Annotated in this window: 26 protein-coding genes; 13 read left to right on the top strand and 13 right to left on the bottom strand. The window is 72.9% G+C overall.

Annotated elements, in window-relative coordinates:
- Positions 1-183 precede the first annotated feature (183 nt).
- The 3 genes from ACFWP3_RS12155 to ACFWP3_RS12145 all read right to left on the bottom strand — a co-directional run bounded on the left by ACFWP3_RS12155 (position 184) and on the right by ACFWP3_RS12145 (position 3,198).
- Complete coding sequence (locus tag ACFWP3_RS12155; RefSeq protein WP_384219227.1) at positions 184-1,308, bottom strand: LLM class flavin-dependent oxidoreductase; 1,125 nt, start codon at positions 1,306-1,308, stop codon at positions 184-186.
- Between the two features lie 105 nt (positions 1,309-1,413).
- Positions 1,414-2,199, bottom strand: a complete 786-nt coding sequence (locus ACFWP3_RS12150; RefSeq protein WP_384219224.1) for an SDR family NAD(P)-dependent oxidoreductase — start codon at positions 2,197-2,199, stop codon at positions 1,414-1,416.
- Between the two features lie 51 nt (positions 2,200-2,250).
- Positions 2,251-3,198 (bottom strand): LLM class F420-dependent oxidoreductase, encoded by a 948-nt coding sequence (locus ACFWP3_RS12145; protein WP_384219222.1) that lies wholly within the window; start codon positions 3,196-3,198, stop codon positions 2,251-2,253.
- Between the two features lie 165 nt (positions 3,199-3,363).
- Here ACFWP3_RS12145 and ACFWP3_RS12140 point away from each other — a divergent pair, with 165 nt between their 5' ends.
- Positions 3,364-3,621, top strand: a complete 258-nt coding sequence (locus ACFWP3_RS12140) for a hypothetical protein (RefSeq protein ID WP_384219219.1) — start codon at positions 3,364-3,366, stop codon at positions 3,619-3,621.
- A 5-nt stretch (positions 3,622-3,626) separates the two neighbouring features.
- On the top strand, positions 3,627-3,995 hold the full coding sequence (locus ACFWP3_RS12135) for a hypothetical protein (RefSeq protein ID WP_384219301.1): 369 nt from the start codon (positions 3,627-3,629) through the stop codon (positions 3,993-3,995).
- A 30-nt stretch (positions 3,996-4,025) separates the two neighbouring features.
- Here ACFWP3_RS12135 and ACFWP3_RS12130 read toward each other — a convergent pair whose 3' ends face one another.
- The 3 genes from ACFWP3_RS12130 to ACFWP3_RS12120 are packed head-to-tail and all read right to left on the bottom strand — an operon-like array spanning position 4,026 to position 6,810.
- Entirely contained in the window at positions 4,026-4,883 is an 858-nt protein-coding gene (locus ACFWP3_RS12130; protein ID WP_384219217.1) for a L,D-transpeptidase family protein, read from the bottom strand.
- Positions 4,884-4,909: 26 nt separating this feature from the next.
- Positions 4,910-6,151: a sensor histidine kinase gene (locus ACFWP3_RS12125; protein WP_384219214.1), complete on the bottom strand. Its 1,242-nt coding sequence runs from the start codon at positions 6,149-6,151 to the stop codon at positions 4,910-4,912.
- A complete protein-coding gene (locus ACFWP3_RS12120; RefSeq protein ID WP_384219298.1) occupies positions 6,148-6,810 on the bottom strand; it encodes a response regulator transcription factor in 663 nt (220 codons plus the stop codon). Before ACFWP3_RS12120 ends, ACFWP3_RS12125 begins: the two co-directional genes overlap by 4 nt.
- Before the next feature lie 90 nt (positions 6,811-6,900).
- Here ACFWP3_RS12120 and ACFWP3_RS12115 point away from each other — a divergent pair, with 90 nt between their 5' ends.
- Genes ACFWP3_RS12115 through ACFWP3_RS12095 form a run of 5 tightly spaced genes read left to right on the top strand, consistent with a single transcriptional unit; the run spans position 6,901 to position 11,011 of the window.
- On the top strand, positions 6,901-7,419 hold the full coding sequence (locus tag ACFWP3_RS12115; RefSeq protein WP_384219212.1) for a hypothetical protein: 519 nt from the start codon (positions 6,901-6,903) through the stop codon (positions 7,417-7,419).
- A complete protein-coding gene (locus tag ACFWP3_RS12110) occupies positions 7,416-8,507 on the top strand; it encodes a peptidoglycan-binding protein (protein ID WP_384219209.1) in 1,092 nt (363 codons plus the stop codon). Before ACFWP3_RS12115 ends, ACFWP3_RS12110 begins: the two co-directional genes overlap by 4 nt.
- Complete coding sequence (locus tag ACFWP3_RS12105; RefSeq protein WP_384219207.1) at positions 8,504-9,283, top strand: ABC transporter ATP-binding protein; 780 nt, start codon at positions 8,504-8,506, stop codon at positions 9,281-9,283. Before ACFWP3_RS12110 ends, ACFWP3_RS12105 begins: the two co-directional genes overlap by 4 nt.
- Positions 9,280-10,530, top strand: coding sequence for an ABC transporter permease (locus tag ACFWP3_RS12100; protein WP_384219204.1), 1,251 nt, complete (start codon positions 9,280-9,282; stop codon positions 10,528-10,530). The genes ACFWP3_RS12105 and ACFWP3_RS12100 overlap by 4 nt, the downstream gene beginning before the upstream one ends.
- A 40-nt stretch (positions 10,531-10,570) precedes the next feature.
- On the top strand, positions 10,571-11,011 hold the full coding sequence (locus ACFWP3_RS12095; protein ID WP_384219202.1) for an NUDIX hydrolase: 441 nt from the start codon (positions 10,571-10,573) through the stop codon (positions 11,009-11,011).
- Positions 11,012-11,052: 41 nt separating this feature from the next.
- Here ACFWP3_RS12095 and ACFWP3_RS12090 read toward each other — a convergent pair whose 3' ends face one another.
- Together ACFWP3_RS12090 and ACFWP3_RS12085 are read right to left on the bottom strand one after the other, a co-directional pair.
- Entirely contained in the window at positions 11,053-11,913 is an 861-nt protein-coding gene (locus ACFWP3_RS12090; RefSeq protein ID WP_384219199.1) for a trypsin-like peptidase domain-containing protein, read from the bottom strand.
- 139 nt (positions 11,914-12,052) lie between these two features.
- Complete coding sequence (locus ACFWP3_RS12085; protein ID WP_384219197.1) at positions 12,053-13,789, bottom strand: AMP-dependent synthetase/ligase; 1,737 nt, start codon at positions 13,787-13,789, stop codon at positions 12,053-12,055.
- A gap of 510 nt (positions 13,790-14,299) precedes the next feature.
- On the opposite strand from ACFWP3_RS12085, the gene ACFWP3_RS12080 reads away from it, so the two are divergent.
- The 5 genes from ACFWP3_RS12080 (at position 14,300) to ACFWP3_RS12060 (ending at position 18,190) form a co-directional block, all read left to right on the top strand.
- Positions 14,300-14,725: a hypothetical protein gene (locus tag ACFWP3_RS12080; protein WP_384219195.1), complete on the top strand. Its 426-nt coding sequence runs from the start codon at positions 14,300-14,302 to the stop codon at positions 14,723-14,725.
- A gap of 101 nt (positions 14,726-14,826) precedes the next feature.
- Positions 14,827-15,111 (top strand): hypothetical protein, encoded by a 285-nt coding sequence (locus tag ACFWP3_RS12075; protein WP_384219192.1) that lies wholly within the window; start codon positions 14,827-14,829, stop codon positions 15,109-15,111.
- Between the two features lie 160 nt (positions 15,112-15,271).
- Positions 15,272-16,207, top strand: a complete 936-nt coding sequence (locus tag ACFWP3_RS12070) for an ABC transporter ATP-binding protein (protein ID WP_384219190.1) — start codon at positions 15,272-15,274, stop codon at positions 16,205-16,207.
- Positions 16,204-17,103 carry a hypothetical protein gene (locus tag ACFWP3_RS12065; protein ID WP_384219188.1) on the top strand — a complete coding sequence of 300 codons (900 nt, stop codon included), beginning with the start codon at positions 16,204-16,206 and terminating at the stop codon, positions 17,101-17,103. Before ACFWP3_RS12070 ends, ACFWP3_RS12065 begins: the two co-directional genes overlap by 4 nt.
- A 76-nt stretch (positions 17,104-17,179) precedes the next feature.
- On the top strand, positions 17,180-18,190 hold the full coding sequence (locus ACFWP3_RS12060) for an AraC family transcriptional regulator (protein ID WP_384219185.1): 1,011 nt from the start codon (positions 17,180-17,182) through the stop codon (positions 18,188-18,190).
- Positions 18,191-18,566: 376 nt separating this feature from the next.
- Here ACFWP3_RS12060 and ACFWP3_RS12055 read toward each other — a convergent pair whose 3' ends face one another.
- Positions 18,567-19,052 carry a hypothetical protein gene (locus ACFWP3_RS12055; RefSeq protein WP_384219183.1) on the bottom strand — a complete coding sequence of 162 codons (486 nt, stop codon included), beginning with the start codon at positions 19,050-19,052 and terminating at the stop codon, positions 18,567-18,569.
- Positions 19,053-19,279: 227 nt separating this feature from the next.
- Here ACFWP3_RS12055 and ACFWP3_RS12050 point away from each other — a divergent pair, with 227 nt between their 5' ends.
- A complete protein-coding gene (locus ACFWP3_RS12050; protein ID WP_384219181.1) occupies positions 19,280-20,464 on the top strand; it encodes a lipase family protein in 1,185 nt (394 codons plus the stop codon).
- A gap of 64 nt (positions 20,465-20,528) precedes the next feature.
- On the opposite strand, the gene ACFWP3_RS12045 is transcribed toward ACFWP3_RS12050, so the two are convergent.
- From ACFWP3_RS12045 to ACFWP3_RS12030, 4 genes are all read right to left on the bottom strand, one after another.
- Positions 20,529-21,908 (bottom strand): alpha/beta hydrolase, encoded by a 1,380-nt coding sequence (locus ACFWP3_RS12045; protein WP_384219179.1) that lies wholly within the window; start codon positions 21,906-21,908, stop codon positions 20,529-20,531.
- 342 nt (positions 21,909-22,250) lie between these two features.
- The gene (locus ACFWP3_RS12040) at positions 22,251-24,152 is read right to left on the bottom strand and encodes an AMP-dependent synthetase/ligase (protein WP_384219176.1); all 1,902 of its coding nucleotides are present in this window, start codon (positions 24,150-24,152) and stop codon (positions 22,251-22,253) included.
- Positions 24,153-24,448: 296 nt separating this feature from the next.
- Positions 24,449-24,778, bottom strand: coding sequence for a hypothetical protein (locus ACFWP3_RS12035; protein WP_384219174.1), 330 nt, complete (start codon positions 24,776-24,778; stop codon positions 24,449-24,451).
- Positions 24,778-25,293, bottom strand: a complete 516-nt coding sequence (locus tag ACFWP3_RS12030; RefSeq protein WP_384219172.1) for a DUF6232 family protein — start codon at positions 25,291-25,293, stop codon at positions 24,778-24,780. Before ACFWP3_RS12030 ends, ACFWP3_RS12035 begins: the two co-directional genes overlap by 1 nt.
- Between the last annotated feature and the right edge of the window lie 76 nt (positions 25,294-25,369).

Below are 25,369 nucleotides of genomic sequence, written 5' to 3'. Positions count from 1 at the left end.
TTGAGGAGCGGGGGTTCGGGGGCGGAGCCCCCGCAGCGGTGCCGCGCCCGGGCGGTGGGGCTGGGCCCCGGCCGGAGGCCGCCCGGCCGGGGCCGGTACAGGGGCGGCGGTCCGGGAAGACGCCGCCCCTGTACCGGAGCAGGTCCGGGGCCGCCCCGGAGCCTGCTCTGCTCGGTGGCCCCGTCAGGCCCCGGCCTCACGGAAGCGCGTGGTGCGGTGGACCGGGTCCGTGTCGATCTCCGGGATCACGTGCTCGCCGATCAGCTTGATCGTGGTCATCGTGTCCTCGTAGGACACCCCGGTCGGCAGCCCGAAGGACAGCTGGTCCGCGCCGGCCTGCTCCCAGCGCTTGCACTGCTGGAGCACCTCGGACGGGTCGCCGCAGATCATCAGCTCCTCGGCGATCAGCAGCTCGATGATCTCCGCGTTGTACTCCGGCAGCAGCTCGGGCCACTGCGGGATGGCCTCGGGCCGCGGGAAGGTGTCGTGGTAGCGGAAGACCAGCGACTGGAAGCGGTTCATGTTGGCGTTGACCGCGATCTCGACGGCCTTGTCGTGGGTCTCGGCGCAGATCGCCGTCGAGGTGACCATGACGTTGTCGTTGACGAAGGCCCCGATCGCCTTGGCCTCCCGGATGGCCGTCTTGTACTGGTCGAGCACCCACTCCATGTCGGAGACCTTCTGGACGCTGAACCCGAGGACGCCGAGGCCCTTCTTCGCCGCCATCGCGTACGAGGAGGGGGAGCCGGCGGCGTACCACATGGCCGGGTGCGCCTTGCCGTACGGCTTGGGGAAGACCTTGCGCGGCGGCAGCGACCAGTGCTTGCCCTGGAACCCCTCGTATTCCTCCTGGAGGAACATCTTGGGGAACTCCGCGATGGTCTCCTCCCATATCTCCTTCGTGCCGTTCATGTCCTCGATGCCGGGCAGGAAGCCGAGGATCTCGTGGCTGCCCGCGCCGCGGCCGGTGCCGAACTCGAAGCGGCCCTTGGAGAGGTGGTCGAGCATGGCGACCTTCTCGGCCACCTTCACCGGGTGGTTCACCGGGGCCAGCGGGTTGAAGATGCCGGAGCCGAGGTGGATCCGCTCGGTGGCGTGCGCGAGGTAGCCGAGGAAGACCTCGTTCGCCGACAGGTGCGAGTACTCCTCCAGGAAGTGGTGCTCGGAGGCCCAGGCGTACTTGAAGCCCGACTTGTCGGCCTGGATGACGTACTCGGTCTCCTCGATCAGCGCCTTGTGCTCTGCCTCGGGGTCGACCTTGGACCGTGACTCGGCCACGTATCCCTGCACGAAGAGCCCGAATTCCAAGGGGGTTCACCGTCCTTTGATTTCTGACGTTGCGTCAGATTCGATGTCTCGACTGTTCCACCGCCGGGGCCGGAGCGTCAATACCTGACGCTCCATCAGATATGACTAGGGGATGCTCACGCCCGCCATCCAGCCACCGTCGATCACGAACGGCTGGCCGGTGATGTACGAGGAGTCCTCGCTGGTCAGGAAGAGGGCCAGCTTCGCGATCTCCTCCGGCTGCCCGACCCGCCCCATCGGCACGACCCGCTTGTACAGCTGCGCCATCGCCTCGCGCGCCTCGTCCGTCAGCCCCGCCGGATCCAGCAGGCCGGGGTTGGCCATCGGGGTGTCCACGGCTCCCGGGCACATCGCGTTGACCCGGATCCCCTTGCCCGCCAGCTCCAGCGCGGCCACCCGGGTCAGGCCGAGGATGGCCGCCTTGGTCGCGGCGTAGGTGCCGACGTACGCCATGCCCGTCAGGCCGGTGTACGAGGAGGTGTTGACGATCGTGCCGCCGCCCGCCGCCTCGATCTCGGGGGCGACCGTCTTGATGCCGAGGAAGGCGCCCACCTGGTTGACCTGGACCACCTGCCGGAACTCCTCCAGCGGGGTCGCGGTCAGCTCGTTGAAGCGCAGGATGCCCGCGTTGTTGACCAGGCCGTCGACCGGGCCGAAGGCCTCCTTCGCGGCGGCCAGCGCACCCGCCCAGTCCTCCTCGCGGCTCACGTCGAGGCGTACGTAGCGGGCCCGGTCCTCGCCGATCTCCTTGGCCACGGCGGCGCCCTGCTCGTCCAGCACGTCGCCGAGGAGCACCTTCGCGCCCTCGGCGGCGAAGAGGCGGGCCTCCTGCTCGCCCTGCCCGCGCGCGGCGCCGGTGATGATGACGACGCGTCCGTCCAGCTTTCCCATGCCGTACTCCCAGTCGCTCGTCGCCGGTGGCCGGCCACCGGCCACCGGCCGCTAGTCGTTGAGGAGGGGCCCCACCTCGGCCCCGAAAGCGGTGATCTGGTCCACGAGCTCGGCGCGGTCGCGGTTGCGGAAGCGGACCTGGATCTGGTCCACGCCGAGCGCCTTGTACTCCCGCAGGGACTCGGCGAGGGCCTCGGCCTTGCCGGTGAGGGCCCGGCGGCCGGTGTCCCAGCCGGGCTCGCCGACGTACAGCGCCTCGGTGATCGCGCCGAACTCGACGGGGCCGGCCACCCCGGCCTCGGCGCGCAGCTCCTTGATGCGGGCGATCTGCGCCGGGAGCTTCTCGCGCGGGTCGCCCTGCGGCAGCCAGCCGTCGCCGCGCAGCGCGGCCCGGCGCACGGCGGCGGGCGAGGAGCCGCCGACCCATACGGGGATCCGCTCCTGGGCGGGCCGGGGCAGCTGGCCGAGGTCCTTGAAGGAGAACAGCTCGCCCTCGAACTCCGGGTACTCCTCGGGGCCGAGCGCGGCCCGCAGCGCGTCGAGGGTCTCGTCGAGGACGGCCCCGCGGCGGGCGAAGTCCACGCCCAGGATCTCGAACTCCTCCTGGACGTGCCCGGCGCCGACGCCGAGGATCAGCCGTCCGCCGGAGAGGTGGTCGAGGGTGGCGTACTGCTTGGCGCTGATCAGCGGGTGGCGCAGGCCGAGGATCGCGACGTGGCTGAGCAGCCGCACGTGCTCGGTGATGCCGGCGAGGAAGGACAGGGTGGCCACCGGGTCGTACCAGACGGTGCTCATGGGGCCGGCGAGCCTTCGCGGGATGGCCACGTGGTCGCAGGTGGCCACGTACCCGAAGCCGGCCCGGTCGGCGGCCCGCGCCACCTCGGCGAGATCGGCGGCGGTGGCCGAGGCCTCCCAGGGCTCGGCGTAGATGGTGCTCTGCGACTGGACCGGGAGCTGCATCCCGTAGACCAGCCGACCCTCCGGAAACACGCGCGCCATGCCGGACCCGCCTCGCCTTCGTCTGCCGATTCGTCATATCGGTGCCGGGCCATCGTCGTAGCTGACGGACCGTCAGGCAAGAGGGCTGCGAGGATCTCGCTCGGCACGGCAATTGCGGGTACGGGGGCGTACCCGTACCCTTGAGGTGTGGAGAGGAGCACGCCGATGCCTGACGCCAACATCCGTATCCCCGAGGAAGCCAAAGACAGGCTCGCCGCCATAGCCGCTGCCGAAGGCTTGTCCCTGCGCGCCTACCTGGCCCGTCTCTCCGAGACGCTGCTCACTCCGGCCGAGCGCGCCGAACGAGCCGAACGCGCCCGCGTCGCACTGTACGACTGGAACGGCTACGCACCGACCGCCGCCGAACAGCGCGACCTGGACCGCGAGCTGGACCGCCGCCTGACCGAGGCAGGGGACCTGTGACGGAGCTGCACATCGTGCTGGACGAGACGGCGATGCTGGCCGCGGGCCAGGGAAACGTCCTCGCGTCACGCCTCATCCACCGGGCACACGCCGAGGCCGGCTGGTTCCTGTACGCCCCCTCGTGTGCGCTCGTCGAGGCCGACCGGACACGGCCCGGTACGGCTGAGCACCTGGCCTCCCTGCCCGGCATCACCATCCTCGACCTGGACCTGCCCGCCGCGTTGGCCGTCGCGCGCGAGGAGACCTGGGCAGCGGCGCACAGCCGGTACGCGGCCCAGCCGACCGCCGACCGCCCGGACGGTGCGGTCGTCGCCACCACGTTCGCCAAGCGATGGGAAGGCGAGCCGGTCCGGGTCCTCGACCTCAATCCGTGACCGCCCGGCCGGGTCCGGCGGAGCGGGACGTCAGAAGCCCTGCGGGCCCATCACGATGACCGGCTTCGCCGCCGGGTCGAGGGTTTCCAGGACCTTCTTCATCGCTTCCTTCGGGATGCCGACGCAGCCCTGCGAGGGGCCGTCGTGGTCCACGTGGAGCCAGATGTTGCCGCCCTTGCGCTCGCCCTCCGGCTTGACCGGGTCGAGCGGCGACTTCCCCGGCCTGCGGTTGAAGTCGATGGCGACGACGTAGTCGAAGGAGCCGGCCAGCGACTCCCCGTTCACCCCGCGCCCCGTGGCGACGAACGCGCCGTCCTTGTCGTACGGGAGACGGGTGCCGGGCGGGGGCGGCAGCAGCCCGCCCGCGTCGGTGAGCGCGAACACGCCCTGCGGGGAGGTCAGGTCCCCGTACGTGCGCTCCGTGGACCAGCCCTTCGCCCCGTTGCGGGCCGGCCAGCTCTCGCCGCGCACCCAGTCGGCGCCGGCCGCGGGCCGGGTGTAGAACGCGGCGGTGGACTCCGAGGAGTCCCCGGCCTTGCCGGTGACCAGGACGAGCTGGCGGGCGTCGGCCGGGATCTTCGCCAGGGTCTGCTCGCTGATGCCGGTCAGCCCCTGGAGGGGATCGCGGGGAGCGGCCTCGGGGGCGCCCCGCCAGGCGTCGCGCGCCGCGCGGTCGGCGGCCGGGGGGCGGGAGTCGGCGCTCGCCTGCGAGGTGCCGACGGCCTTCTGGTCGAGGGCGTACACCCAGCCCGCGGCGAAGGTCAGCAGCCCGGCGGTGGCGGCGAGGGCCACACGGCGGGACGTGGGCGAGGACGTACGAGTGCGTCCCTGACGGGGCGTACGCGAGGTACGCGGCGTGCGGGAGCGGGCTCGGCGGTGCTTGCTCATTGAACCGACCGTACATCAGCCGCCCTTCACCGCGGCTGAACGCTGCCCTGCCGCCGGGGGTCGGCCGCCGGGAAGCGGACCCGGACGGTCAGCCCGCCGTCCGGCGCCGGATTGGCCCGCGCCGTCAGCTCCGCCTCGTGCGCGCGTGCGATCGAGGCGACGATCGACAGCCCGAGACCCGCGCCCTCACCTGCGGTGTGCTGCCGTTCCGCACGCCGCCGGAAGGGCTCCAGGAGCCTCGGCACATCGGCCGGATCTATCACCGGGCCCGTGTTCGACACCGTCAGTTCCCCCTCGGCGGAGGTCTCCAGGGTCAGCCGGCCGCCCTCGCGGTTGTGACGTACGGCATTGGTCAGCAGGTTGCGGACCAGGTGTCCCAGCAGGGTCCGGTCGCCCGTCACGGTCAGCGGGGCCAGCGTCCGCTCCACCGTCACGCCCTGCTGCGGGCAGGCCGCCAGCTCGGCGGCGGCCAGCGCGGCGAGGTCCACCCGCTCCGCCGACTCCAGCCCCTCCTCCGACACCGCGAGCAGCAGCAGCGATTCGATGAGGTGTTCGCTGGAGTCGGCGACACCGATCAGCCGCTCGCGGATCCGGGCGACCCGCTCCGGCGACGGGTCCCCGGCCAGCCCGATCTCGGCCGCCGCCCGCTGCACGGCGAGCGGGGTGCGCAGTTCGTGCGCCGCGTTCGCCGCGAACCGCCGCTGGGCGGAGACCAGATGCTCCATCCGCCCCAGCATCGCGTCGAAGGTGTCGGCGAGCTCCTTGAGCTCGCCCGGAGGGGCGTCGAGGGCGATCCGCTCGTCCAGGTTCTCGCCGGACAGCCGCCGCGCGGTCCCGGTGATCACGGCGACCGGGCGCAGCACCCGGCCGGCCATCCACCAGGCCAGCCAGATCGACAGCACGGCGAAGACGGCGAGGGCGATGAGCGAGACGGTCAGCAGCCGGTGCTGGGTCGCCTCGGTGACGGCGCCGGTCAGGTTCTGGGTGAGGGCGTAGTTCCGCAGCTGGTCCGGTGTCGGCCCCTCGCCCGGGGCCATGCTCTGGGCGGGGACGGGGGCGCGGCCGGGGTCCACGTCCATCCGCTCGCCCAGCCGCAGGGCGGGGCTGACGGTGCTGACGGCCCCGCTGACGCTCGCGTAGAGGCCCTGGCCGAGCAGGACGTAGACCAGGGCCACCAGTCCGCCGCCCGCCAGCAGCAGCAGCGACCCGTACAGGGCGGTGAGGCGGCCGCGCTCGGTGCGCAGGACGCGGCGCGAGAACGCGGTCACCGGGCCGCGATCCGGTAGCCCGCGCCCGGCACGGTCTCGATGAGCGGCGGCTCGCCCAGCTTGGCGCGGAGCTTGCTGAGCGTGACGCGGACGGCGTTGGTGGAGTAGCTGGTGTCCTCTTCCCAGACGTCCTCGATGAGGTCGTCGTTGCTGACCACCGCGCCCTCGGCGCGCAGCAGCGCCTCCAGCACGGCGAACTCCTTGCGGGACAGGGCGAGCCGGCGTCCGTCGCGGGTGGCGCTGCGGCGGGCGGTGTCGACGGCGACCCCGGCGCGCTCCAGGACGGGCGGCAGGGCGGGGCGGGCGCGCCGGCCCAGGGCGAGGACGCGGGCGAGGAGCTCGTCGTAGGCGAAGGGCTTGGTGAGGTAGTCGTCGGCGCCCAGGCCCAGGCCCTCGACCCGGTCGCGTACGGTCCCGGACGCGGTCAGCATCAGGACGCGGGTCAGCAGCCGCTCGCGCACCACCTGGCGGCAGACCTCGTCGCCGTGCAGTCCGGGCAGGTCGCGGTCCAGGACGAGCACGTCGTAGGCGCCCAGGCGCAGGCGCTCCAGGGCCTCCAGGCCGTCGCCGGCCTCGTCGACGGCCAGCGCGTCGCGGCGCAGCCCCTCGGCGATCATCTCCCGGAGGAATTCCTCGTCCTCCACCACCAGTACGCGCATGGCGTCCTCTCTACCCGACATCGGTATTTCGGCGTTGTAAGCACAGGGGGAGAGGGAAGCGAAAGGGCCCTTTGCCGCAGGGTCGGCCCCATGAAGCGATCCCTCATCATGACCACGGCCGCTGCCATCACCGGCCTCGCACTCGCCGTCACCGGATGTGCGGGCGGCTCGGACGGCGGGAACGGCGGCAAGAACGACTCCGCGTCGGGCGGCGGCTCCGGCTCGGGCTCCGGCTCCGGCTCCGGCTCGGGTACGGACGCGGACAACGCCGTGAAGATGCGCCAGTGCCTGCGCGACCACGGCATAGACGCGCCCGACCCCAAGCCCGGCCAGGATCCGCGCGGGATGACGGTCGGCGGCGGCGCCGACCCGCAGAAGATGCAGGAGGCCATGAAGGCCTGCGGGATGAGCACCCCCGGCTCGGGCAAGGAGCCCACCCAGGAGGAGAAGGACAAGGAGCTCAAGTGGATCCGCTGCATGCGCGACAACGGGATCCAGCTCAAGGACCCTGAGTACAACGGCGGCATGCGGACCGGCATCGAGATCCCCCAGGGCCAGGAGAAGGCCTTCGAGGACGCCCAGAAGAAGTGCGAAGCGGCCCGGTCGTGAGGAAGCGGGCGAAATGGCTGCTGGCGTCGCTGGCCGTCGTGCTCGCCGCCTCGGGCGGCGGGTACGCGGTCATGGCCCAGCCGCAGCACAAGAGCGGGCAGGAGCAGCGCGCCGGCGGTCTGCCGCCGGCCACCGCGCCGGTGCAGCGCGGCGACCTCAGCTCGGGCCTCCAGGTGGAGGGCACCCTCGGCTACGCCCAGGAGCGCAAGGTCAACTCGGCCGGGCCGGGCGTGCTGACCTGGCTCGCGGGCGAGGGCACGGCCGTCGAGCGGGACGGGAAGCTGTACGAGGTCAACGGCAAGCCGGTGCGGCTCATGTACGGGTCCACGCCCATGTACCGGCCGCTGAAGGCCGGGGACAAGGGCGACGACGTCAAACAGCTCAAGCGCAACCTCCAGGCGCTGGGCCACGGGACCGGCCTGGACCCCGAGGACGGCACCTTCACGGCCGGTACGGCGACGGCGGTCAAGCGGTGGCAGAAGGCGCACAAGGTGCCGGAGACGGGCGAGGTCGCCAAGGAGGACATCGCCTTCGCCTCGGGGCCGCAGCGGGTCAAGAAGAACGACTCGGCGGTCGGTGACGAGCCGGGCCCGGGCAAGCCGGTGATGACCCTGACCGGCACCGAGCGGGTCGTCCGCTTCCAGATGGACGCGGCGAAGGCGGGCGCGGCGAAGACCGGCGAACCGGTCACCGTGCGGCTGCCGGGCGGGACCACGGTCACCGGGAAGATCGATTCGGTGGGCGGCACGGCCGGCCCCGACGAGAAGAACGAGGGCGGCGGCCCCGGCGGCGGCGACAAGAAGGCCAAGGTCGAGGTGGTCGTCGCCCTGGACAAACCCGCCGAGGTCAACGCCCCGGACCAGTCCCCGGTGTCGGTCGGCCTGACCGGCGAGACCCGCAAGGGCGTGCTCTCCGTACCGGTCAACGCGCTGCTCGCGCTGACCGGCGGCGGCTTCGGCGTGCAGGTCGTCGAGGACGGCAGGGCGCGCGAGGTCAAGGTGGAGCTGGGCATGTTCGGCAACGGCCGGGTCGAGGTGACCGGCGACGCCCTCAAGGAGGGCATGCAGGTGGGGATCCCGAAGCTATGACGCACACGCATCCCGTTCCCGTGGTCGAGCTGTCCGGGGTCACCAAGGAGTACCCGGGCGGGGTCGCTGCCCTGCGCGGGGTCGACCTGACCGTGTCGAGCGGCGAACTGCTGGCCATCGTCGGCCCGTCCGGATCGGGGAAGTCCACGCTGCTGCACATCGTCGGCACCCTGGACCGGCCGACGGCGGGCGGCGTACGGATCGTCGGCCACGACGTCGCGGCCCTCTCGGACCGCTCGCTGTCGGCGCTGCGGTCCCGGCACGTCGGCTTCGTCTTCCAGTCCTTCCACCTGGTGCCGGGCGTCAGCGCCCGGGCGAACGTCGCCGAGGGGCTGCTGTACTCCGGCCTCTCGCGGGCCGAGCGCGGCCGGCGGGCGGAGCGGGCACTGGAGCGGGTCGGGCTCGGCGACCGGATGGAACACCGGCCGCACGAGCTGTCCGGCGGGCAGAAGCAGCGGGTGGCGATCGCCCGCGCGGTGGCGGGCGCCCCCGACCTGCTGCTGGCCGACGAGCCGACGGGCGCGCTGGACACGGCGTCCGGGGAGTCGGTGATGGAGCTGCTGCACGAGCTGAACGCGGACGGGGCCACCATCGCCGTGATCACCCACGACCAGGAGATCGCGGCGAGCCTGCCGCGCCAGGTGCGGATCCGGGACGGCGAGATCGTGGCCGACGTCCGCAACGCTTCGGCCGTGGCGGCCGGGGTTGCAGGGGCGGCTGGGGCGGCTGGGGCGGCTGGGGCGGCTGGCGCTGCCGGGGCGGGGGTGGCGGGATGAGCCGGACGAGCGGTCGTACGGACGGCGGTACGGGCAGCCGCAGGGCCCGTCGCGCCGTGCGGCTGACCCCGCCCAGGCTGACCCCCCGTGACGTCCTGCACGTCGGATCGGCCGGGCTGCGCTCGCGCCCGATGCGGGTGTTCCTGTCCGCGCTCGGCATCGCCATCGGCATCGCGACGATGATCGCGGTGGTCGGGATCTCCTCCTCCAGCCAGGCCAAGCTGCTGCGCGAACTCGACCGGCTCGGCACGAACATGCTGGTCGTGACGCCGGGGAAGGGGATGTTCAGCGGACAGGACACCAAGCTGCCCAAGGACGCCCCCGGCATGATCTCCCGCATCGAGGGCGTCGAGTCGATCGGCACCACCGGTGACGTGGCCGAGTCCGTACGCCGCTCGGAGAACATCCCCGAGGAGGAGACGGGCGGGATCGCGCTGAAGGCGGCCAAGGACGACCTGCTGGGCACGCTGCGCGCCGGGATGGGCAGCGGCACCTGGCTCAACGGGGCCACCGGCCGCTACCCCTCGGTGGTGCTCGGCGACGTCTCGGCCCGGCGGCTCGGCATCACCGAGCCGGGCCAGCAGGTGTTCATCGGCGGCCGGTACTTCACGGTGATCGGCATCCTGGCACCGGTGCCGCTGGCCCCGGAGATCGAGCGCTCGGCCCTGATCGGCTGGGACGCGGCCGAGCAGCTGCTCGGCTTCAACGGGCACCCGACGGCGGTGTACGAGCGGTCGGCGGACGACCGGGTGGCGCAGGTGCGGAACCTGATCGCCCAGACGGCCAATCCGCAGACGCCGAGCGCGGTCGAGGTCAGCGACCCGTCGGCGGCGCTCCAGGCGAAGGCGGCCACGGAGGGCGCCTTCAGCACCCTGCTGCTGGGGCTGGGCGGGATCGCGCTGCTGGTGGGCGGGGTCGGCGTCGCCAACACCATGATCATCTCGGTGCTGGAGCGCCGCCACGAGATCGGCTTGCGCCGCTCGCTGGGCGCGACGAAGGGGCAGATCCGGATCCAGTTCGTGACGGAGTCCCTGCTGCTGTCCGGCCTCGGCGGCCTCGCCGGCATCGCCCTGGGCGCGGCGGCCACGGCCGTCTACGCCCAGGCCGGCGACCTGCCCTGGGTGGTCCCCCTCTGGGCGGTCACCGGCGGCTTCGCGGCCACCTTGGCCATCGGCACCGTGGCCGGCCTCTACCCGGCGGTCCGGGCGGCGAAGCTGTCCCCGACGCTGGCGCTGGCCGCGGGATAATCCCCGGGGCCGGGTTCGATCACCGGCGTACGCTGGCCTGATGCGAACTCCACGTCACGCAGCGCGCGTTGTCATCCTGTCCCCCGCCGGGTCGGTGTTCCTCTTCCGCGAGAACAACGTGGAGGTGGGCATCCACTGGCTGCCGCCCGGCGGGGGCATCGACCCGGGCGAGAGCCCCGAGGAGTGCGTACGGCGCGAGCTGCGCGAGGAGACCGGCTGGACCGACCTGGAGCCGGGGCGGCTGCTGTGCACCTGGGAACACGACTTCACGCACCAGGGGATCCCGGTCCGCCAGCACGAGCACATCTACCTCACCACGGGCCCGCACCGCGAACCGGTGCTCGAACACCCCGACATCCACTGGCAGTGGCTCTCCCCGCAGCGCCTGGCCGCCCTCGGCGAACCGCTGTGGCCGCCGCGCCTGCCGGACCTCCTGGCGAACGCACCGGCCGAGCCGGTGCACTTGGGGCTGATCGGCTAGCTCTTCGGCTGACCCTGGGCTGGCTCTTCGGCTGACCTGGGCTAGCTCTTCGGCTGACCCTGGGCCGTCGTGGCCTTGGCGTACAGCGAGGCGGCGTAGTCGCCCAGGATGGTGCTGGTCGACACGTCGTCCGTGTCGCCGCCCGTCAGGATGCCGATGATCTTGCCGTCGCGGGCGATCCAGGCGCTGCCGCTGGTCCCGCCGGGGAAGTCGGCGCAGTCGAAGCGCTGTTCGGTGTCGCTCTCGCGGACGGTGACCGCCGTGCACGTACGGGGCACCTTGCGGTCGGCCGGGTAGCCGGTGACGGTGACCTCCTCGGCCGAGCGGCCGCTGGTGTCCAGCACGGCCGCCCCGGTCACGTCCTCGATGTTGCGGCCGGTGGCGTCGGAGGCCAGGCGGGCGAAGGCGAGGTCGTAGCTGTCGTCGGTGTCCTGGGCCCAGCGGTCGTCCTCGAAGACCTCCTCGAGCTTCCACGTGCCGTACGGGGCGATTCCGTTGGCGTACGCGGGCACGAAGACGGCGGTGCCGCCGCCCTGGTCCCCGTCGAGCAGGCAGTGCCCGGCGGTGATGATCAGGTTTCGGCCGGGGCTGCGCACCACGGTCGCGGTGCAGAAGTGGTCGCTGTCCAGGCCGTTCGTGAACAGGGCCCCGGTGAAGGCCGCGGGCCCGCCGGGCTGGGGGGTGACGGCCGGCGGCAGCGTGCTCTTGGGCGGGGTGGTCAGCTGCGGCTTCGCCGCCTGGGAGCGCGAGGGGGCCGTCGGCGACGGCGTGGCCGCGGCCTTCGCCCGCGCGGGCACGCCCGCCTCGGGCGGCGGCGCCAGCTCGGCCACCGCGGCGGAGGCCCCCAGCGCCGCGAGGGCGCACAGCACCACGGTCACGACGGTCCGCTTGTCCACCGACATGATGATCCTTCCGCTGCGCCCCGGCGAAGCATGCCCCGCGGGCGGGGCCGGGTGCAAGACGCACGGATTCCGCTCCCGCGTCCCGCGCCCCCGCCACGCCCCCGGCCCGCCCCCGCCCCGCCTCCGGCGCGGCCCGCGCTCAGTCCCCGTACAGCGCCTCGATCTCCGCCGCGTACCGCTCCGCCACCGCCCGGCGCCGGAGCTTCAGCGTCGGCGTCAGGGTCCCGGACGCGATCGTGAAGTCCTCCGGGAGAACGTGGAAGGCGCGGATGCGGGCCGGGCGGGAGACCGTGGCGTTGGCCTCCGCCACCGCCGCCTCGACCAGGGCGCGGACCGCCGGGTGGGCGGCGGGGGCGGCGCCCAGGTCGTGGCCCTCGCGGGCCGCCCAGGCCGCGATCTCCTCCGCGTCCAGGGTGATCAGGGCCACCGGGTGCGGGCGGCGGTCGCCGACCATCACCGCGCGGGAGACGTAGCGCGAGCGCTGGATGGCGAACTCGACCTCGGTCGGCGTGAGGTTCTTCCCCGCCGAGGTGATCACGATCTCCTTCTTGCGCCCGGTGATCCGCAGGTACCCCTCGGCGTCCAGTTCGCCGAGGTCCCCGGTGTGCAGCCAGCCGTCCGGGTCCAGCGCCTGCGCCGAAGCCGTCTCGTTGGCGTGGTAGCCCGGGAACACCATCGGCCCGCGCGCCAGCACCTCCCCGTCCCCCGCGATGCGCACCTCGCAGCCCGCGATCGGGCGCCCCACCGTCCCGTACCGGACCGCGTCCGGGTGGTTGAGGGAGATGACACCGCCCGACTCCGTCATCCCGTACCCCTCGTACACCGCGATCCCGCAGGCCCGCAGCAGGTCCAAGGTGGCCGGGGCGATCGGGGCGCCGCCGGTGAGCGCCCACTTCAGGCGGCCCCCGAACGCGCCCCGGACCAGGGAGTACAGCGACTTCTCCGCCGCCTCGTGGGCGTCCCGCAGCTCGTCCGGCAGCCGGCCCTCCGCCGCGAGCACGCCCAGCCGTACCGCCTCCTCCAGCCGTTCCCGGCCGCCCTCCTGGCCCTCCGCCAGCGACAGCACCACCGAGTGCAGCTTCTCGAACAGCCGGGGCACGGACGGCAGGTGGGTGGGGCGGACCTCCGCCAGCTCCGCCAGCACGTCCTCGATCCGGCCGCCGAAGTAGCAGAGCTCGCCGCCCTCCAGCAGCGTCGTGAACTGGATCAGCTGCGCCAGCAGGTGCGCGAGCGGCAGATAGAGGTACGTCGAGTCCCCCGGCCCGCCCGCGACCAGCGGGAGCGTGGCGTCCTGGATCGCGCCCAGGTTGCCGTGGGTGAGCCGGCAGCCCTTCGGCAGGCCCGTGGTGCCCGAGGTGTAGACGATCGACGCGTCCGCCCCGGGCACGACGGCCGCGGCGCGCGCGAGGAGCGCCGCCTCCGGGGCCCGCGGCAGGCCAGGCAGCGCGTCCATCCCCACCACCGCGCGCAGCGCGGGCAGTGCGGGCCGCAGCGCCTCGACCCGGGCCGCCTGCGCCGCGTCGTCGCAGACCACGACCACGGCCGCCGAATCCGACAGCACCCAGGCGAGTTCCTCCTCCCCGGCCGTCGGATAGACCGGGACGAGGACCGCGCCGGCCGCCAGCACCCCGAAGTGGGTGTACGTCCACGGCGGGCGGGTCTCGGCCAGTACGGCCACCCGCTCGCCCGCGGCCACCCCCAGGCCGAGCAGCGCCCGCCCGACGGCCCGTACCTCCGCGCCCAGTTCCCCGTACGTACGGGTCTGCCAGCCGCCGCCTCCCGGCGCCCGGAACCTGAGGGCCGTCTCCGGCCCGTACCGCTCCTCGGTCCACTGGGTGAACTGCGCCAGGGTGCTCGGCCGGCCGTCGACGTCCATCGCGTGCCCTCCCGGGAGTTGGTGACCCCCGACGCTAGGCAGCCGGGGGCGCCCGCCGGCATGACCGGAAGCGTCAGCCGTCCTGGCCGCAGCGCTCATCCGGGCCGGGGGCGGCGCACATCGTGTGCGGAAGATGTGGTCGTCCAGTGAGCGCCGAGTGGTCATTGACCGGGACTCGTCGGCCAAGGAGGTCTGTTTCAAGCCAAGCCGCGCCAGGTAAAGCGCGCCCCAAGGCGGGAATGTGCAGGCCCGTGCCCGGAACGCCTCTCCACACCATGTCTGTTGGCCAGTTCGACAGTGGCCAAGTGATCGTCTTGTAGGTAACGTTCGCGTGTGCCCGGCGGTCGAAGGACGAGCCGCCGAGCACACCGTCGGACTTCTCTCTGACCAAGAGCGGTTCGGCAGACCAATTAATCGGGGGAAAGAAGTCCGGGGGGACCTTTCGGTTTCCACGCCTGTTCGGGTTGCCCGTAGGGCTTCCTCCCCCTTGCGACAACGCAAGGGAATCAAATGAATCGCAACACCCTGCGGATGACTGCCGTTTCGGCCGTCGCCGCCATCGCCATCGGGGGCGGCGCCGGTCTGGCCCAGGCCTCCAGCGCGTCCGTGGCCGCTCCCCAGAGCATCTCGGCCACCCAGCAGGCCGAGGCCCAGCAGGCCGCGCGCGCCCTGCTGTCCAGCCCGCTGGCCGCCGAGCTCACGGCCGCCGAGCGGGCCGAGATGAACAAGATCGTCAACGGCGAGCTCTCCGCCGCCAGCAGGTGGAGCGCGATCCGGGCCGCCTTCAGCAAGGTCGGCGGCTTCGCGAAGGCCATCGGCGGCAAGTTCAGCGACTTCAAGAAGTGGTACGACGGCCTGTCCTGGTGGGTGCGCGCCCCCCTCGCGGCCGTCTCCCCGGGCCTGACCCTTCTCGAGATCTACAACGCCCTCCGCTGATCCAGTGGAGTGGGCCGGTCCGTCCGGGTCCTCCCCGGGCGGGCCGGCCCGCCACCCGTGACCCTGTCCCGCTACGGGGACACAGAGACGGAGCGTCCGGGATGACCGACACCAAGTCCACCGCCCGCACCCGCGCGGCCGGCGGGGCCACCTGGGCCCTGCCCCTGCTGGCGCTCGCACCGGCCGCGGCCATCGCCAAGTTCACCGACCACGCCACGCCGTGGCTCGTGATCTCCTGGGTGTGCTGCGCACTGGCCGCCGTATTGCTGGCAGCCGGCTGGTCGACCGTATTCCGCAACGGAATGCGCAATGCCGGATCCTGGGCGACGTGCATTCTCGCGCACGCGGTCCTGGCTATCCAGCTGATATGGCTCGTCCGGTATTGATTGCACACCTGATGCCATATCAGAATTTTGAATTGGATTCGCAATTGAGCAAGTCAATCGGGGGAAGAAGCCCGCGGGTGACAACCCTTCGGTTTCCACGCCTGTTCAGGTCGCCTGGTGCGGGCTTCCTCCCCCTTGCGATAACGCAGGGAGACCCTACATGAACCGCCGCTCCCTGAATACGGAGCCGGGCGGAGTCCTGGTCGAGGCGGAAGGCCTCGGCCGCTCCTTCGGCACCAAGCGGGTCCTGGAGGGTGTCTCGATGAGCCTGCGCTCCGGAGAGGTGACCGGCTTCGTCGGGGCCAACGGGGCCGGGAAGTCCACCACCATCCAGCTGATGCTGGGCCTGTTGCACGGCGAGGGCAGCACCAGCTACCTCGGCCGCCCGCTGCGCGCGTGGGGCGCGCCGGGCACGGTCGTCGGCGCCGTCCTGGGCGGCGTCGCCGGCCACTCGAGGCACCGCGTCCGCACCCATCTGCGGATGGTGGCGGCGGGCTCCGGCGTTTCGGACCGCCGCGTCGCCGAACTCCTGGACGCCGTCGGCCTGACGGAGGCCGGCGCGCTGCGTCTGGAGCAGCTGTCGCTCGGCATGGCCCAGCGCGTCGCCATCGCCCAGGCCCTGCTGGGCGATCCGCCCGTGCTCGTCCTCGACGAGCCCGCGAACGGGCTCGACCCCCATTCGATCCGCTGGCTGCGGGAGTTCCTCTGCGCGCAGGCGGACCTGGGCCGGGCGATCCTGGTCTCCAGCCACTTCCTCGGCGAGATGGAGCAGTTGGCCGACCGCGTGGTCGTCCTGTCGCGCGGCCGGGTCGTGGCCTCCTCGCCGATGGCCGAGCTGCTGGCCCGCGCCGCCGACCGGCGGGTGGTGACCGTGGAGTCGCCCGATCTGCCGCGGCTGGCCGGGCTCGTCGAGGCGCACGGCGGCCGGCTCACCGCCACGGGCGGCGCGGGCGCGCGCATCACCGGCCTGGACCGGGTGCGGATCGGCACCCTCGCGGCCGAGAACGCCCTGCCGCTGTACTGGCTGCACGAGGCGGGCCCGTCACTGGAGGAGTTCTACCTGGCCATCGCGGAAGAGGAGTTCAAGATCTCGTGAGGTCATCGGCACCGGCGGCCCCCGAGGCCGCCGTTCCCCCCGCCCTGCCGGCCCCCGTGGCCGTCTCCCCCGCCGAGGCCTTCCGCCGGGCCTGCCGCTACGAGTGGCGGCATCTGGCCGGGCTGCGCTCGACGTGGATCCTGCTCGGCGTCGTCGCGGTACTGAGCCTGCTGACGGGCGTCACCCTGCTGCTCGACCTCGACAAGGACCGGCCGGTCACTCCGGCCACCATGGCCGACGTGATCGCGTGGACCCCGCTCGCCACGCAGGTCCCGGCCCTGTGCTTCTTCCTCCTCGTCCTGGGCACCGGGCCGGTCTCGACCGAGCTGGTGCGCGGAGGCGCCCGTACGACGTGGCTGGCGGTCAACGGACGCTTCACCGCCTACACCGCGAAATGCCTGGTCGGCTTCCTGGTGGCGGCCGCGACGGCCGCCACCAGCGCCCTGCTCGGCGCCCTCTCCTCCGCGACCGTCCTGGCCGTGAAGGGCGCCCCGCAGCCCGAGTGGGCCGGAGTGCTGGTGCCCGCGCTGCGGTTCACGCTGTGGATGGGCTGCTGGGCGCTGCTCTGCCTGGCGCTCGTGTCCCTGGTCCGCAGCCGGATCATCCCGGTGCTGATCCTGTGCATGTGGCCGCTGATCGTCGAGCGGCTCGCGGGCGGGGCGCTCGGCTACCTGCCCGGGCTGGACGGGGTGGGCGGCTGGATGCCGTTCGCGGCCGGCCGGGCCATGCTCACGGACGTCTCCGCCTACCCGCCCGACGACCGGCCCTTCGCGCAGGCCCTGGTCGGATCCCACCTGTCCTCGGGCACGGCCACGCTGGTGTTCTGCCTGTACACCGCCGCGATCGCGGCTGCGGGCTGCTGGGCGTACTGCCGCCGGGACGCCAAGACGGGCTGACCGGAACCATCCCCGCGCCGCTCCCCGCGCCGCCGCTTCCGTATCGCACGGCGGCGCGGGCGGCTACCGTCGGAGCATGGGGAGGCGGACGATCACCGTGCACCACGTGCGGGCCCTGCTCGCGGGGGCCCGCGGCAGCGGCATCGACACGGTGCCGCTGCTCCAGGAGGCGCAGATCCCGCCGCTGCTGCTGGGCGACGACCGGGCGCGGATCACGCCCGCGCAGTTCGCCCGCCTGTTCCGGGCGCTGTACCGGACCACGCAGGACGAGTTCCTGGGCCTGAGCCCGGTCCCCAGCCGGCCCGGCACCTTCGCGATGATGTGCTACGCCTCGCTGGGCTGCCGGGATCTGGGCGCGGCCATGGAGCGGGCGGCCGCGTTCTACGGGCTGTTCCCGGGCGGGCCGGAGCTGGCGCTCGAAGTCGTGGGCGCGGAGGCGCGGTTCACGGTGCGCAACGACTTCGCGCGGGACGAGGAGCGGTTCCTCACCGAGTGCGTGCTGGCCATCTGGCACCGGCTGAGCAGCTGGCTGATCGGCCGGCGCATCCCGCTGGCGCATGCCGCGTTCTCCTATCCCCCGCCGCCGCACAAGGACGAGTACGAGATCCTCTTCGACTGCCCGGTCCGCTTCGGGGAGGCCCGTACGGGCGCGGCCTTCGACGCGCACTGGCTGACCGCGCCGCTGGTGCGGGACGAGCCCGCGCTGGACGCGATGCTGCGGCGCGCGCCGTTCGACCTGCTGTCGCGGCCGGAGTACGGGACGACCGTCGCGGAGCAGGTCCGCCGGGCCCTGACCCGGCAGCTGCGCGCCTCGCCGCGGCTGCCGGAGCTGGGGGAGGTCGCGGCGCGGCTGGCGGTGTCGCCGGCGACGCTGCGGAGGCGGCTGCGGGAGGAGGGGACCTCGTTCCAGGAGCTGAAGGACCATGTCCGGCGGGACGCGGCGATCGCGGGGCTGGCGGAGAGCGGCGAGCCGATCGCTGAGCTCGCGGCTCGGCTGGGCTTCTCCGAGGACACGGCGTTCCACCGCGCCTTCCGCCGCTGGACGGGCACAACCCCAGGCGCCTACCGCCTAGCCTCAACCCCCTAGCCCGCCGCCTCAATCGCCGGCGAGGCTGGATGCTACCCCTGCCGCCTCCCGGGTGCGGCAATCCCTCCCGGGGCTCCGCCCCAGACCCCGCGCTCAAACGCCGGCGAGGCTGATTGTTGCCCCTACCGCCTGCCGGGTGCGCCGATCCCTCCCGGGGCTCCGCCCCAGACCCCGCGCCTCAAACGCCGGCGGGGCTGGATGTTGCCCCTGCCGCCTCGCAAGTGCGGCTATCCCCCATGGGGGTTGTGCTGCGCACACATACAGGGCAACGCCGGCAAATCCAGCCCCGCCGGCGATTGAGGCGGCTTTTCAGCCTCGCCGGCGTTTGAGGCGCGGGGTTCGGGGCGGAGCCCCGAGGCCTTGAGACCCGCCCCCCTCAGGCTCGGCGGCGGGGGGTGAAGAGGGCGGCCAGGGTGGAGAGGGTGAGGGCGAGCGCGGCCAGGGCGGCTACGCCCAGGGTGGTGAGGTGGAGGGCCGTTTCCCAGGGCTCCGGCTTTCCGTACAGCCGGTCCCCCAACCCCCGCGCCTCGCCCTCGAAGACCAGCTTCCCGCTGCCGTCCTTCCCGATCTCGTCCGCGTACGCGTACAGCGTGCCCGTCCGCGACACCCCGTCGGCCGTCCACCGCGTGCCCTCGCACTTCGCCGTGCCCCGGCTCCCGCTGCCGCCCCGGACGAAGGTCTCCGTACCGCACCGCGAGGGCAGTTCGACGGCGGCCGAGGAGGCGCCGAAGGCGTAGGCCGCGCCCCAGCCCGTCGGCTTCTGGGAGGCGCTGCCGACGAAGAAGAAGACGCCGGCCGCGATGCCGATGAGGACGAGGCAGAGCGTCGCCCGCTGTTTGAACTTCTCTCCGCGTCCGGCCACGGAAACCCCCAGATGGTTGCGTTCATGTCAATTCGACGGTTATCGGCCACCCCGATGGCCGATAACCGACCCGGTGTGTCGCGCGTTTGTACCGCACCCGCACCGTGCCGGACAAGGCCTGCGATTCCCGGCCAGGAAAGCTGAGCTGCACGGTCAGCGACCTTCCTACCGGTCGGTCACTACCGTCGCCTCACCTACCCCCACCCGGACCCTTGGGAGAGCCGCCCATGCGATTCCGAAGCACCGCCCTGGCCGCCGTCGCCGCCCTGGCCCTCTCGGCCGCGATCCCCGCCACCGGAGCCACCGCCGACACCAGCACCGGCACCGGTACCGGCACCGGCACCGCGTCCGCCGCCCGCCCCGGAGACCTGGTCAGCAGCGCCCCCTCCGCCTTCCACCCGCTGCCCGGCCAGCCCACCCGCACCAAGGCCTGGAAGATCCACTACCGCTCGACCACCGCCGACGGGGCCCCGAACACCGTCTCGGGCACCGTCATCGTCCCGCAGGACGGCCGCACCGGCCCGCGCCCGCTCATCACGTACGCCGTCGGCACCGTCGGCATGGGCGACTCCTGCGCGCCGAGCAACAACATCCCGTACGGCACCGCCATGGAGGCCAACCTCATCCAGCAGCTCACCCTGCGCGGCTGGGCCGTGGTCGTCACCGACTACGAGGGCCTCGGCACGCCGGGCGTGCACACCTACACCGTGGGCCCGTCGGCCGGGCACGCCGTGCTCGACGCCGCCCGCGCCGCCACCCGGCTCCCGGAGGCCGGCCTCCCGGCCGACACCCCGGTCGGCATCATGGGCTACTCCCAGGGCGGCCAGGCCAGCAGCTGGGCCGCCGAACTGCACGGCTCGTACGCCCCGGAGCTGAAGGTCAAGGGCACGGCGACCGGCGGCGTCCCGGCCGACCTGCTGAAGGTGGCCGACTTCAACAACGGCTCCTTCGGCTCCGGACTGATCTTCATGGCGGCGGCCGGCCAGGACGCCGCCTTCCCCGAGCTGAAGCTGGACTCCTACCTCAACCCGGCCGGCCGGTTGCTGGTCGCCGGCATGAAGGAGAACTGCGTGGCGATCGACGCCATCGCCGGCTCCTTCAAGCGGATCTCCGACCTGACCACGCGCAACCCGCTCGACCAGCCCGACTGGCAGGCCCGGCTGGGCCAGAGCCGGCTCGGGCGCACCGCCCCGGCCGCGCCGGTGTACCAGTACCACGCGCTCGCCGACGAGTTGATCCCGTACGGGGTGGGCCGGGGGCTGCGCTCCGACTGGTGCGCGCGGGGTGCGAACCTCGAATTCGACACCATCTGGATCGGTGAGCACGTCAGCGGCGTGATCACCCAGTCGCTCGCGGCCGGCAACTGGCTCGCGGACCGCTTCGCCGGACGCGCCACGCACGCCAACTGCTGACGCCCGCCGGCGCGCCGCCCGCCGGTGCGCCGCCCGCCGGCGCGCCGCCCGCCCCGCCGTGCGCTCACTCCACGGCGGGGCAGGACCGCGTCCCGGACGGCAGCCGCCCGCTGAGCAGGAAGCGGTCCACGTACTCCCGGACGCAGGGCGAGGACCCGTAGCCGGTGTGCCCGTCGCCCTTGTAGTCCACGATCACGGCCGAGCCGAGCCGCTCCGCCGTCTCCTCCGTCCACTCGTACGGGGTCGCCGGGTCCCCCCGGGTGCCGACCAGCAGCATCCGCGGGGCGCCCGGGCGGTCGATCCGCCGGATGAAGTCGGTGCCCGCGGGGCGGCCGTAGCAGGAGAGCACCGTCGTCAGCTGGCTCGGCCCGAAGATCTTCGAGACCTTGAGGAACTCCTCCTCCAGGGCCTCCAGCTCCTTCTCGACGGCCGCCGCCCCGGCCTTCTCGTCCGACCGGTCCGGGTCGTCGGCGCAGCTCACGGCGATGAGCGCGGCCTCGCTGTTGTCGGCCGGCACCGTCCCGGGGCCGTCGGGCTGCTCATCCTCCCCGTTGGACGGCTCCACCGGGGCGCCGAGCTGGAGCAGCTCGGCCGGGTCGCCGCCCCGTTCGGCCGTCTTCAGCGCGTCGGCGAGCGCGGGCCACATGAGCGGGGAGTACAGGGCAGCGCCGATCGCGTAGACGAGGTCCTGCCCGGTCACGTACGAGCCGTCGTGCCCGACCAGCGGCTCCTCGTCGAGCCGGGTCACCAGGGCCTCGACCTTCTCCCTGGCGGTGCGGGTGTTGGTCCCGTAGACGCAGCCGTACTGGTGGGCGCACCAGGTCAGGAAGTTGTCCAGGGCCCGCTGCTGGCCCCGCGCCGAGGCGAGGGCCTGCTCCGCCAGCGGTTCGGTGAGGCTGTCGACGCCGTCGAGGACCATGCGGCCGGTGGTGCCGGGGAACTGGGCGGCGTAGACGGCGCCGAGCCGGGTCCCGTAGGAGAAGCCGAGGTAGTTGAGCTTCTTGTCGCCCAGCGCCCGGCGGATGAGGTCCAGGTCGCGGGCGACGTGCACGGTCCCGACGTACGGGAGGACCGGGCCGGAGGCCAGCTCGCAGCTCCTGACCACGGCGCGCAGGGCGGCCAGCACGGCCGCGGCGTCCGCGCCCTCCTCCAGGGCGGTGTGCTGGGTGCCGCCGCAGGAGACGGGCTCGCTGTGGCCGACGCCGCGCGGGTCGAAGGCGACGAGGTCGTAGCGCTCGCCGAGGTCGGCGAAGGCGTCGGGGTCGGCGGCCAGGCTCTCGATGCCGGGGGCGCCGGGGCCGCCGAAGTTCAGCAGGAGCGAGCCGAGGCGCTTCTTGCGGTCCGTGGCCGGTATCCGGGCCAGGGCTATCTCGGCCGTTCCCTTGCCGGGCGCCGCGTGGTCGAGGGGCACCTGGAGGGTCCCGCACCGCATCGTGTCGGGCACCGGCCGTTCGGGGCAGTCCCCCCACCGGACGGCGGGAGCGGGCGGCGGCGGGCTCGGGCCGGGCGCGGAGCCGGGCCCCGGTCCGGGAGCCGCTCCGAGGCAGGCCAGGACCAGCACACAGGCAGCGGCAACACGGGACGGGCCACGGGAGCGGGAACGGTGCACGGCGCCCTCCTCGGGCATCCCCCCGAACCGCAGGAGCGGTCAGCCCACGATAAACGCACCCCCGCACCCCCGCCCCTCGACCGCCCCCGGCCCGTGGGGCCCGTGCCCCAGCCCCACCCCCGCCCCACGGCCGGTCCCGGACCCCACGCCCCGGCCCAGCCGCCAGGGCGCCCCGGGTCAGGCGGGGTCGCGGCCCGGCTCGCGCGGGCCGCGGTACAGGTTGTCGATCTCGTGGGCGTAGTCGCGGGCGATCGCGGCCCGCTTCAGCTTCAGCGAAGGGGTCAGGTGGCCGCGCGCCTCCGTGAAATCGGCCTGGAGGACGGTGAAGCGGCGGATCGACTCGGCGCGCGACACCAGCCGGTTCGCCTCGTCGACCGCCCGCTGAAGGTCCGCCCGCAGCTCCTCGTCCCGCACCAGCTCGTAGATCGGCACGCCCAGCTTCTTGTGCATCTGGCGCCAGTGCAGCAGGCCGTCCGGCTCCAGGGTGATCAGGGCGGTGATGTAGGGCCGGTTGTCGCCGATCACCATGCACTGGCCGACCAGGGGGTGGGCCCGCAGCCAGTCCTCCAGCGGCGCCGGGGCCACGTTCTTGCCGCCGGAGGTGATGATGATGTCCTTCTTGCGGCCGGTGATGGTGAGGTACCCGTCGGCGTCGAGCTCGCCGATGTCCCCGGTCGGCAGCCAGCTCCCGTACGGGACGCCCTGGCCGCTGTTCCAGTACCCGGCGAAGACGTGGCGCCCGCCCAGCAGCACCTCGCCGTCGTCCGCGATCCGTACGGCCGTGCCGGGCAGCGGCCAGCCGACCGTGCCGAGCCGGGGCCGCTGCGGAGGGGTCACGGTCGAGGCGCCGGTCGTCTCCGTGAGCCCGTACCCCTCGAAGACCTCGATGCCGGCGCCGGTGTAGAACGCGGCGAGGCGGCGGCCGAGCGGTGAGCCGCCGGTGAGGACGTAGCGGACGCGTCCGCCGAGCGCGGCCCGGATCCGCCGGTAGACGAGCGGGTCGTACAGCGCCCGCGCGGCCCGCAGCCCGAGCCCGGGCGTCCCGCCCGCGGCGGTCTTCTCGCCGAGCCGCCCCGCGATGCGGGCGGCCCGGTCGAAGGACGCGGCCCGGCCCATCTTCTCGGCGGTGGCCCGGGCGGTGTTGTAGACCTTCTCCAGGACGTAGGGGATGGCGAGCAGGAACGTCGGCCGGAACCCGGCGAGATCCGCCAGCAGTTCCTCGGTGGCGATGCTCGGCGCGTGCCCGAGCTTCACCCGGGCCCGCAGGCATCCGACCGCGACCATCCGCCCGAAGACGTGGGACAGCGGCAGGAAGAGCAGGGTGGAGGCCGGGTCCTTGCTGACGGACTTGAAGACGGGGTGCAGCAGCTCCACCGCGTTGTCCACCTCGGCGAAGAAGTTGCCGTGCGTGATGACGCAGCCCTTGGGCCGGCCGGTCGTGCCCGAGGTGTAGATGAGGGTGGCGACGGCCTCCGGCGTACGGGCGGCCCGCCGTGCGTGCACCACCGCGTCGGGCAGGTGCTCGCCGGCCTTGACGAGCCGGGCGACGGCGCCGGTGTCGAACTCCCACAGGTGGGCCAGCCAGGGCAGGTTGGCCCGCTCGGCGCTGATGATCCGCGCCTGCGCGGTGTCCTCGACTGCGCAGGCGACGGCGCCGGAGTCCTGGATGATCCAGCGCACCTGGAGGGCGGAGGAGGTGGGGTAGATCGGTACGGTGACCAGCCCGGCGGCCCATCCGGCGAAGTCGAGCAGGGTCCACTCGTAGGTCGTACGGGCCATGATGGCGAGCCGGTCGCCCTCCTTCAGCCCCTCCGCGATCAGGCCCTTCGCGACGGCGAGCACCTCGGCGGCGAACCGGGCCGCGGTCACGTCGTGCCAGTGCCCGTCCCGGTCCTTGCGCGCGAGCACCGCCTCGTCGGGCGCCTCGCGGGCGTTGTCGAAGGGGATGTCCCCGAGCGAGCCCCGCTCGGGCACGCCCGCCAGCGCGGGCACCCGTACTTCGCGCACCACCCCGCCGACGGTGGTCTTGGCGGGTTCGACGGGTCCGACGGGCCCGGCCGGCCTGAGCTCGGCTCCCACGGTGCACTCTCCTCGGCTGGGGCAGCGAGTTACCGCCGGTAATGTACGCAGCGGTAACCCCGCCCGACCACCCCCGCGACCTCCTTCTTCACCGACGCTCCACGCTTCCCCCTCCCCGTGCGCGTCAAGAGGCGCTTCCCGGCCAGCCGGATCGAATGCATTTATCTACGTAATTTCAGGTGGCACCGACCCCCGCGCCCGACCCCCGCGCCCGACTCCCGGCAAGAAAAGAGGGCCACTGGATGTGGCCCTCCACCCCTACCGACGATTCGGCCGATTCGGCCGATTCCGAGGATTCAGCCGAGCAGCGCCTTCACCGCGGCGATCACCGGAACTCCGGCTTCTCCGACGAGCGCCGCGATTCCGGAGAACGTCCGGAGCAGTTTGTTGAAGCGGCCTTCGGAAGGATTCGAACTGATCTCCTCGATGGCCGCGTCCACCTCCGCCCGGTCGCTCTCGTCGAGGTGTTCGCGCATCGCCCGGACTTCGTCGAGGAGCTTCTGCAGGGCCGGCGAGCCCGCCTCGGGGACGCCCACGTGCTTTCCGCCGGCGACGATGTCGCCGGAGCCGCTGTGCTCCGCCTTGCCGATGCTCCCGGACCCGTACTGCGTGTACTGGTCACCCATCAACGCCCCCCGATGTTTCCGGAGCCGCTGTGCTGCGCCCTGCCGATGCTCCCCGCCCCGTACTGCTCGATGTGATCACCCATGACGGCGTGCTTCACGTTGTAGACCACCTGCGCGGTGTCGGGCCGGCCGATCGCCTTGGTGATCTCCATGACGAGGGCCTGGATCTCGCTGTGCTCCGTGGACCACACGGCATCGCGCTGTGTGCCGGAGGTGTTGAGGACCAGACCGTAGAGCGGGGGCTTGCCGATCACCGTGACGAGCTGCCAGATCAGCAGACCCAGCACGACGACCAGCAGGACGACCCCGATTTCGCCGGCGGCGGCCGCCACGATCCCGCCGATGATGAGGGTGATGAGCGCACGGCCGATGAACCTTTTCCATGCCGCGCCCTTGTCCACCTCCAGAATGCGCTGTCCGACGTGGGAGATGTTGCGCAGCGGATAAGCCTCACCGTCGACCCACAGCACGCCTTCCTGCACCCGGACTTCAACGGTTGATTGGCTACGCGCCATATCTCGCCCCCCTTGACTGTTTTTAGGAGTTCTCGGCACGCAGTGTAGGGCGGGCGCGATCGGTTACGCAGGGTTC

Origin of the sequence: Streptomyces sp. NPDC058525, from assembly GCF_042719495.1 — a bacterium.
GTDB lineage: Bacteria > Actinomycetota > Actinomycetes > Streptomycetales > Streptomycetaceae > Streptomyces.
This window is presented reverse-complemented; position numbering and strand designations above follow the sequence as displayed.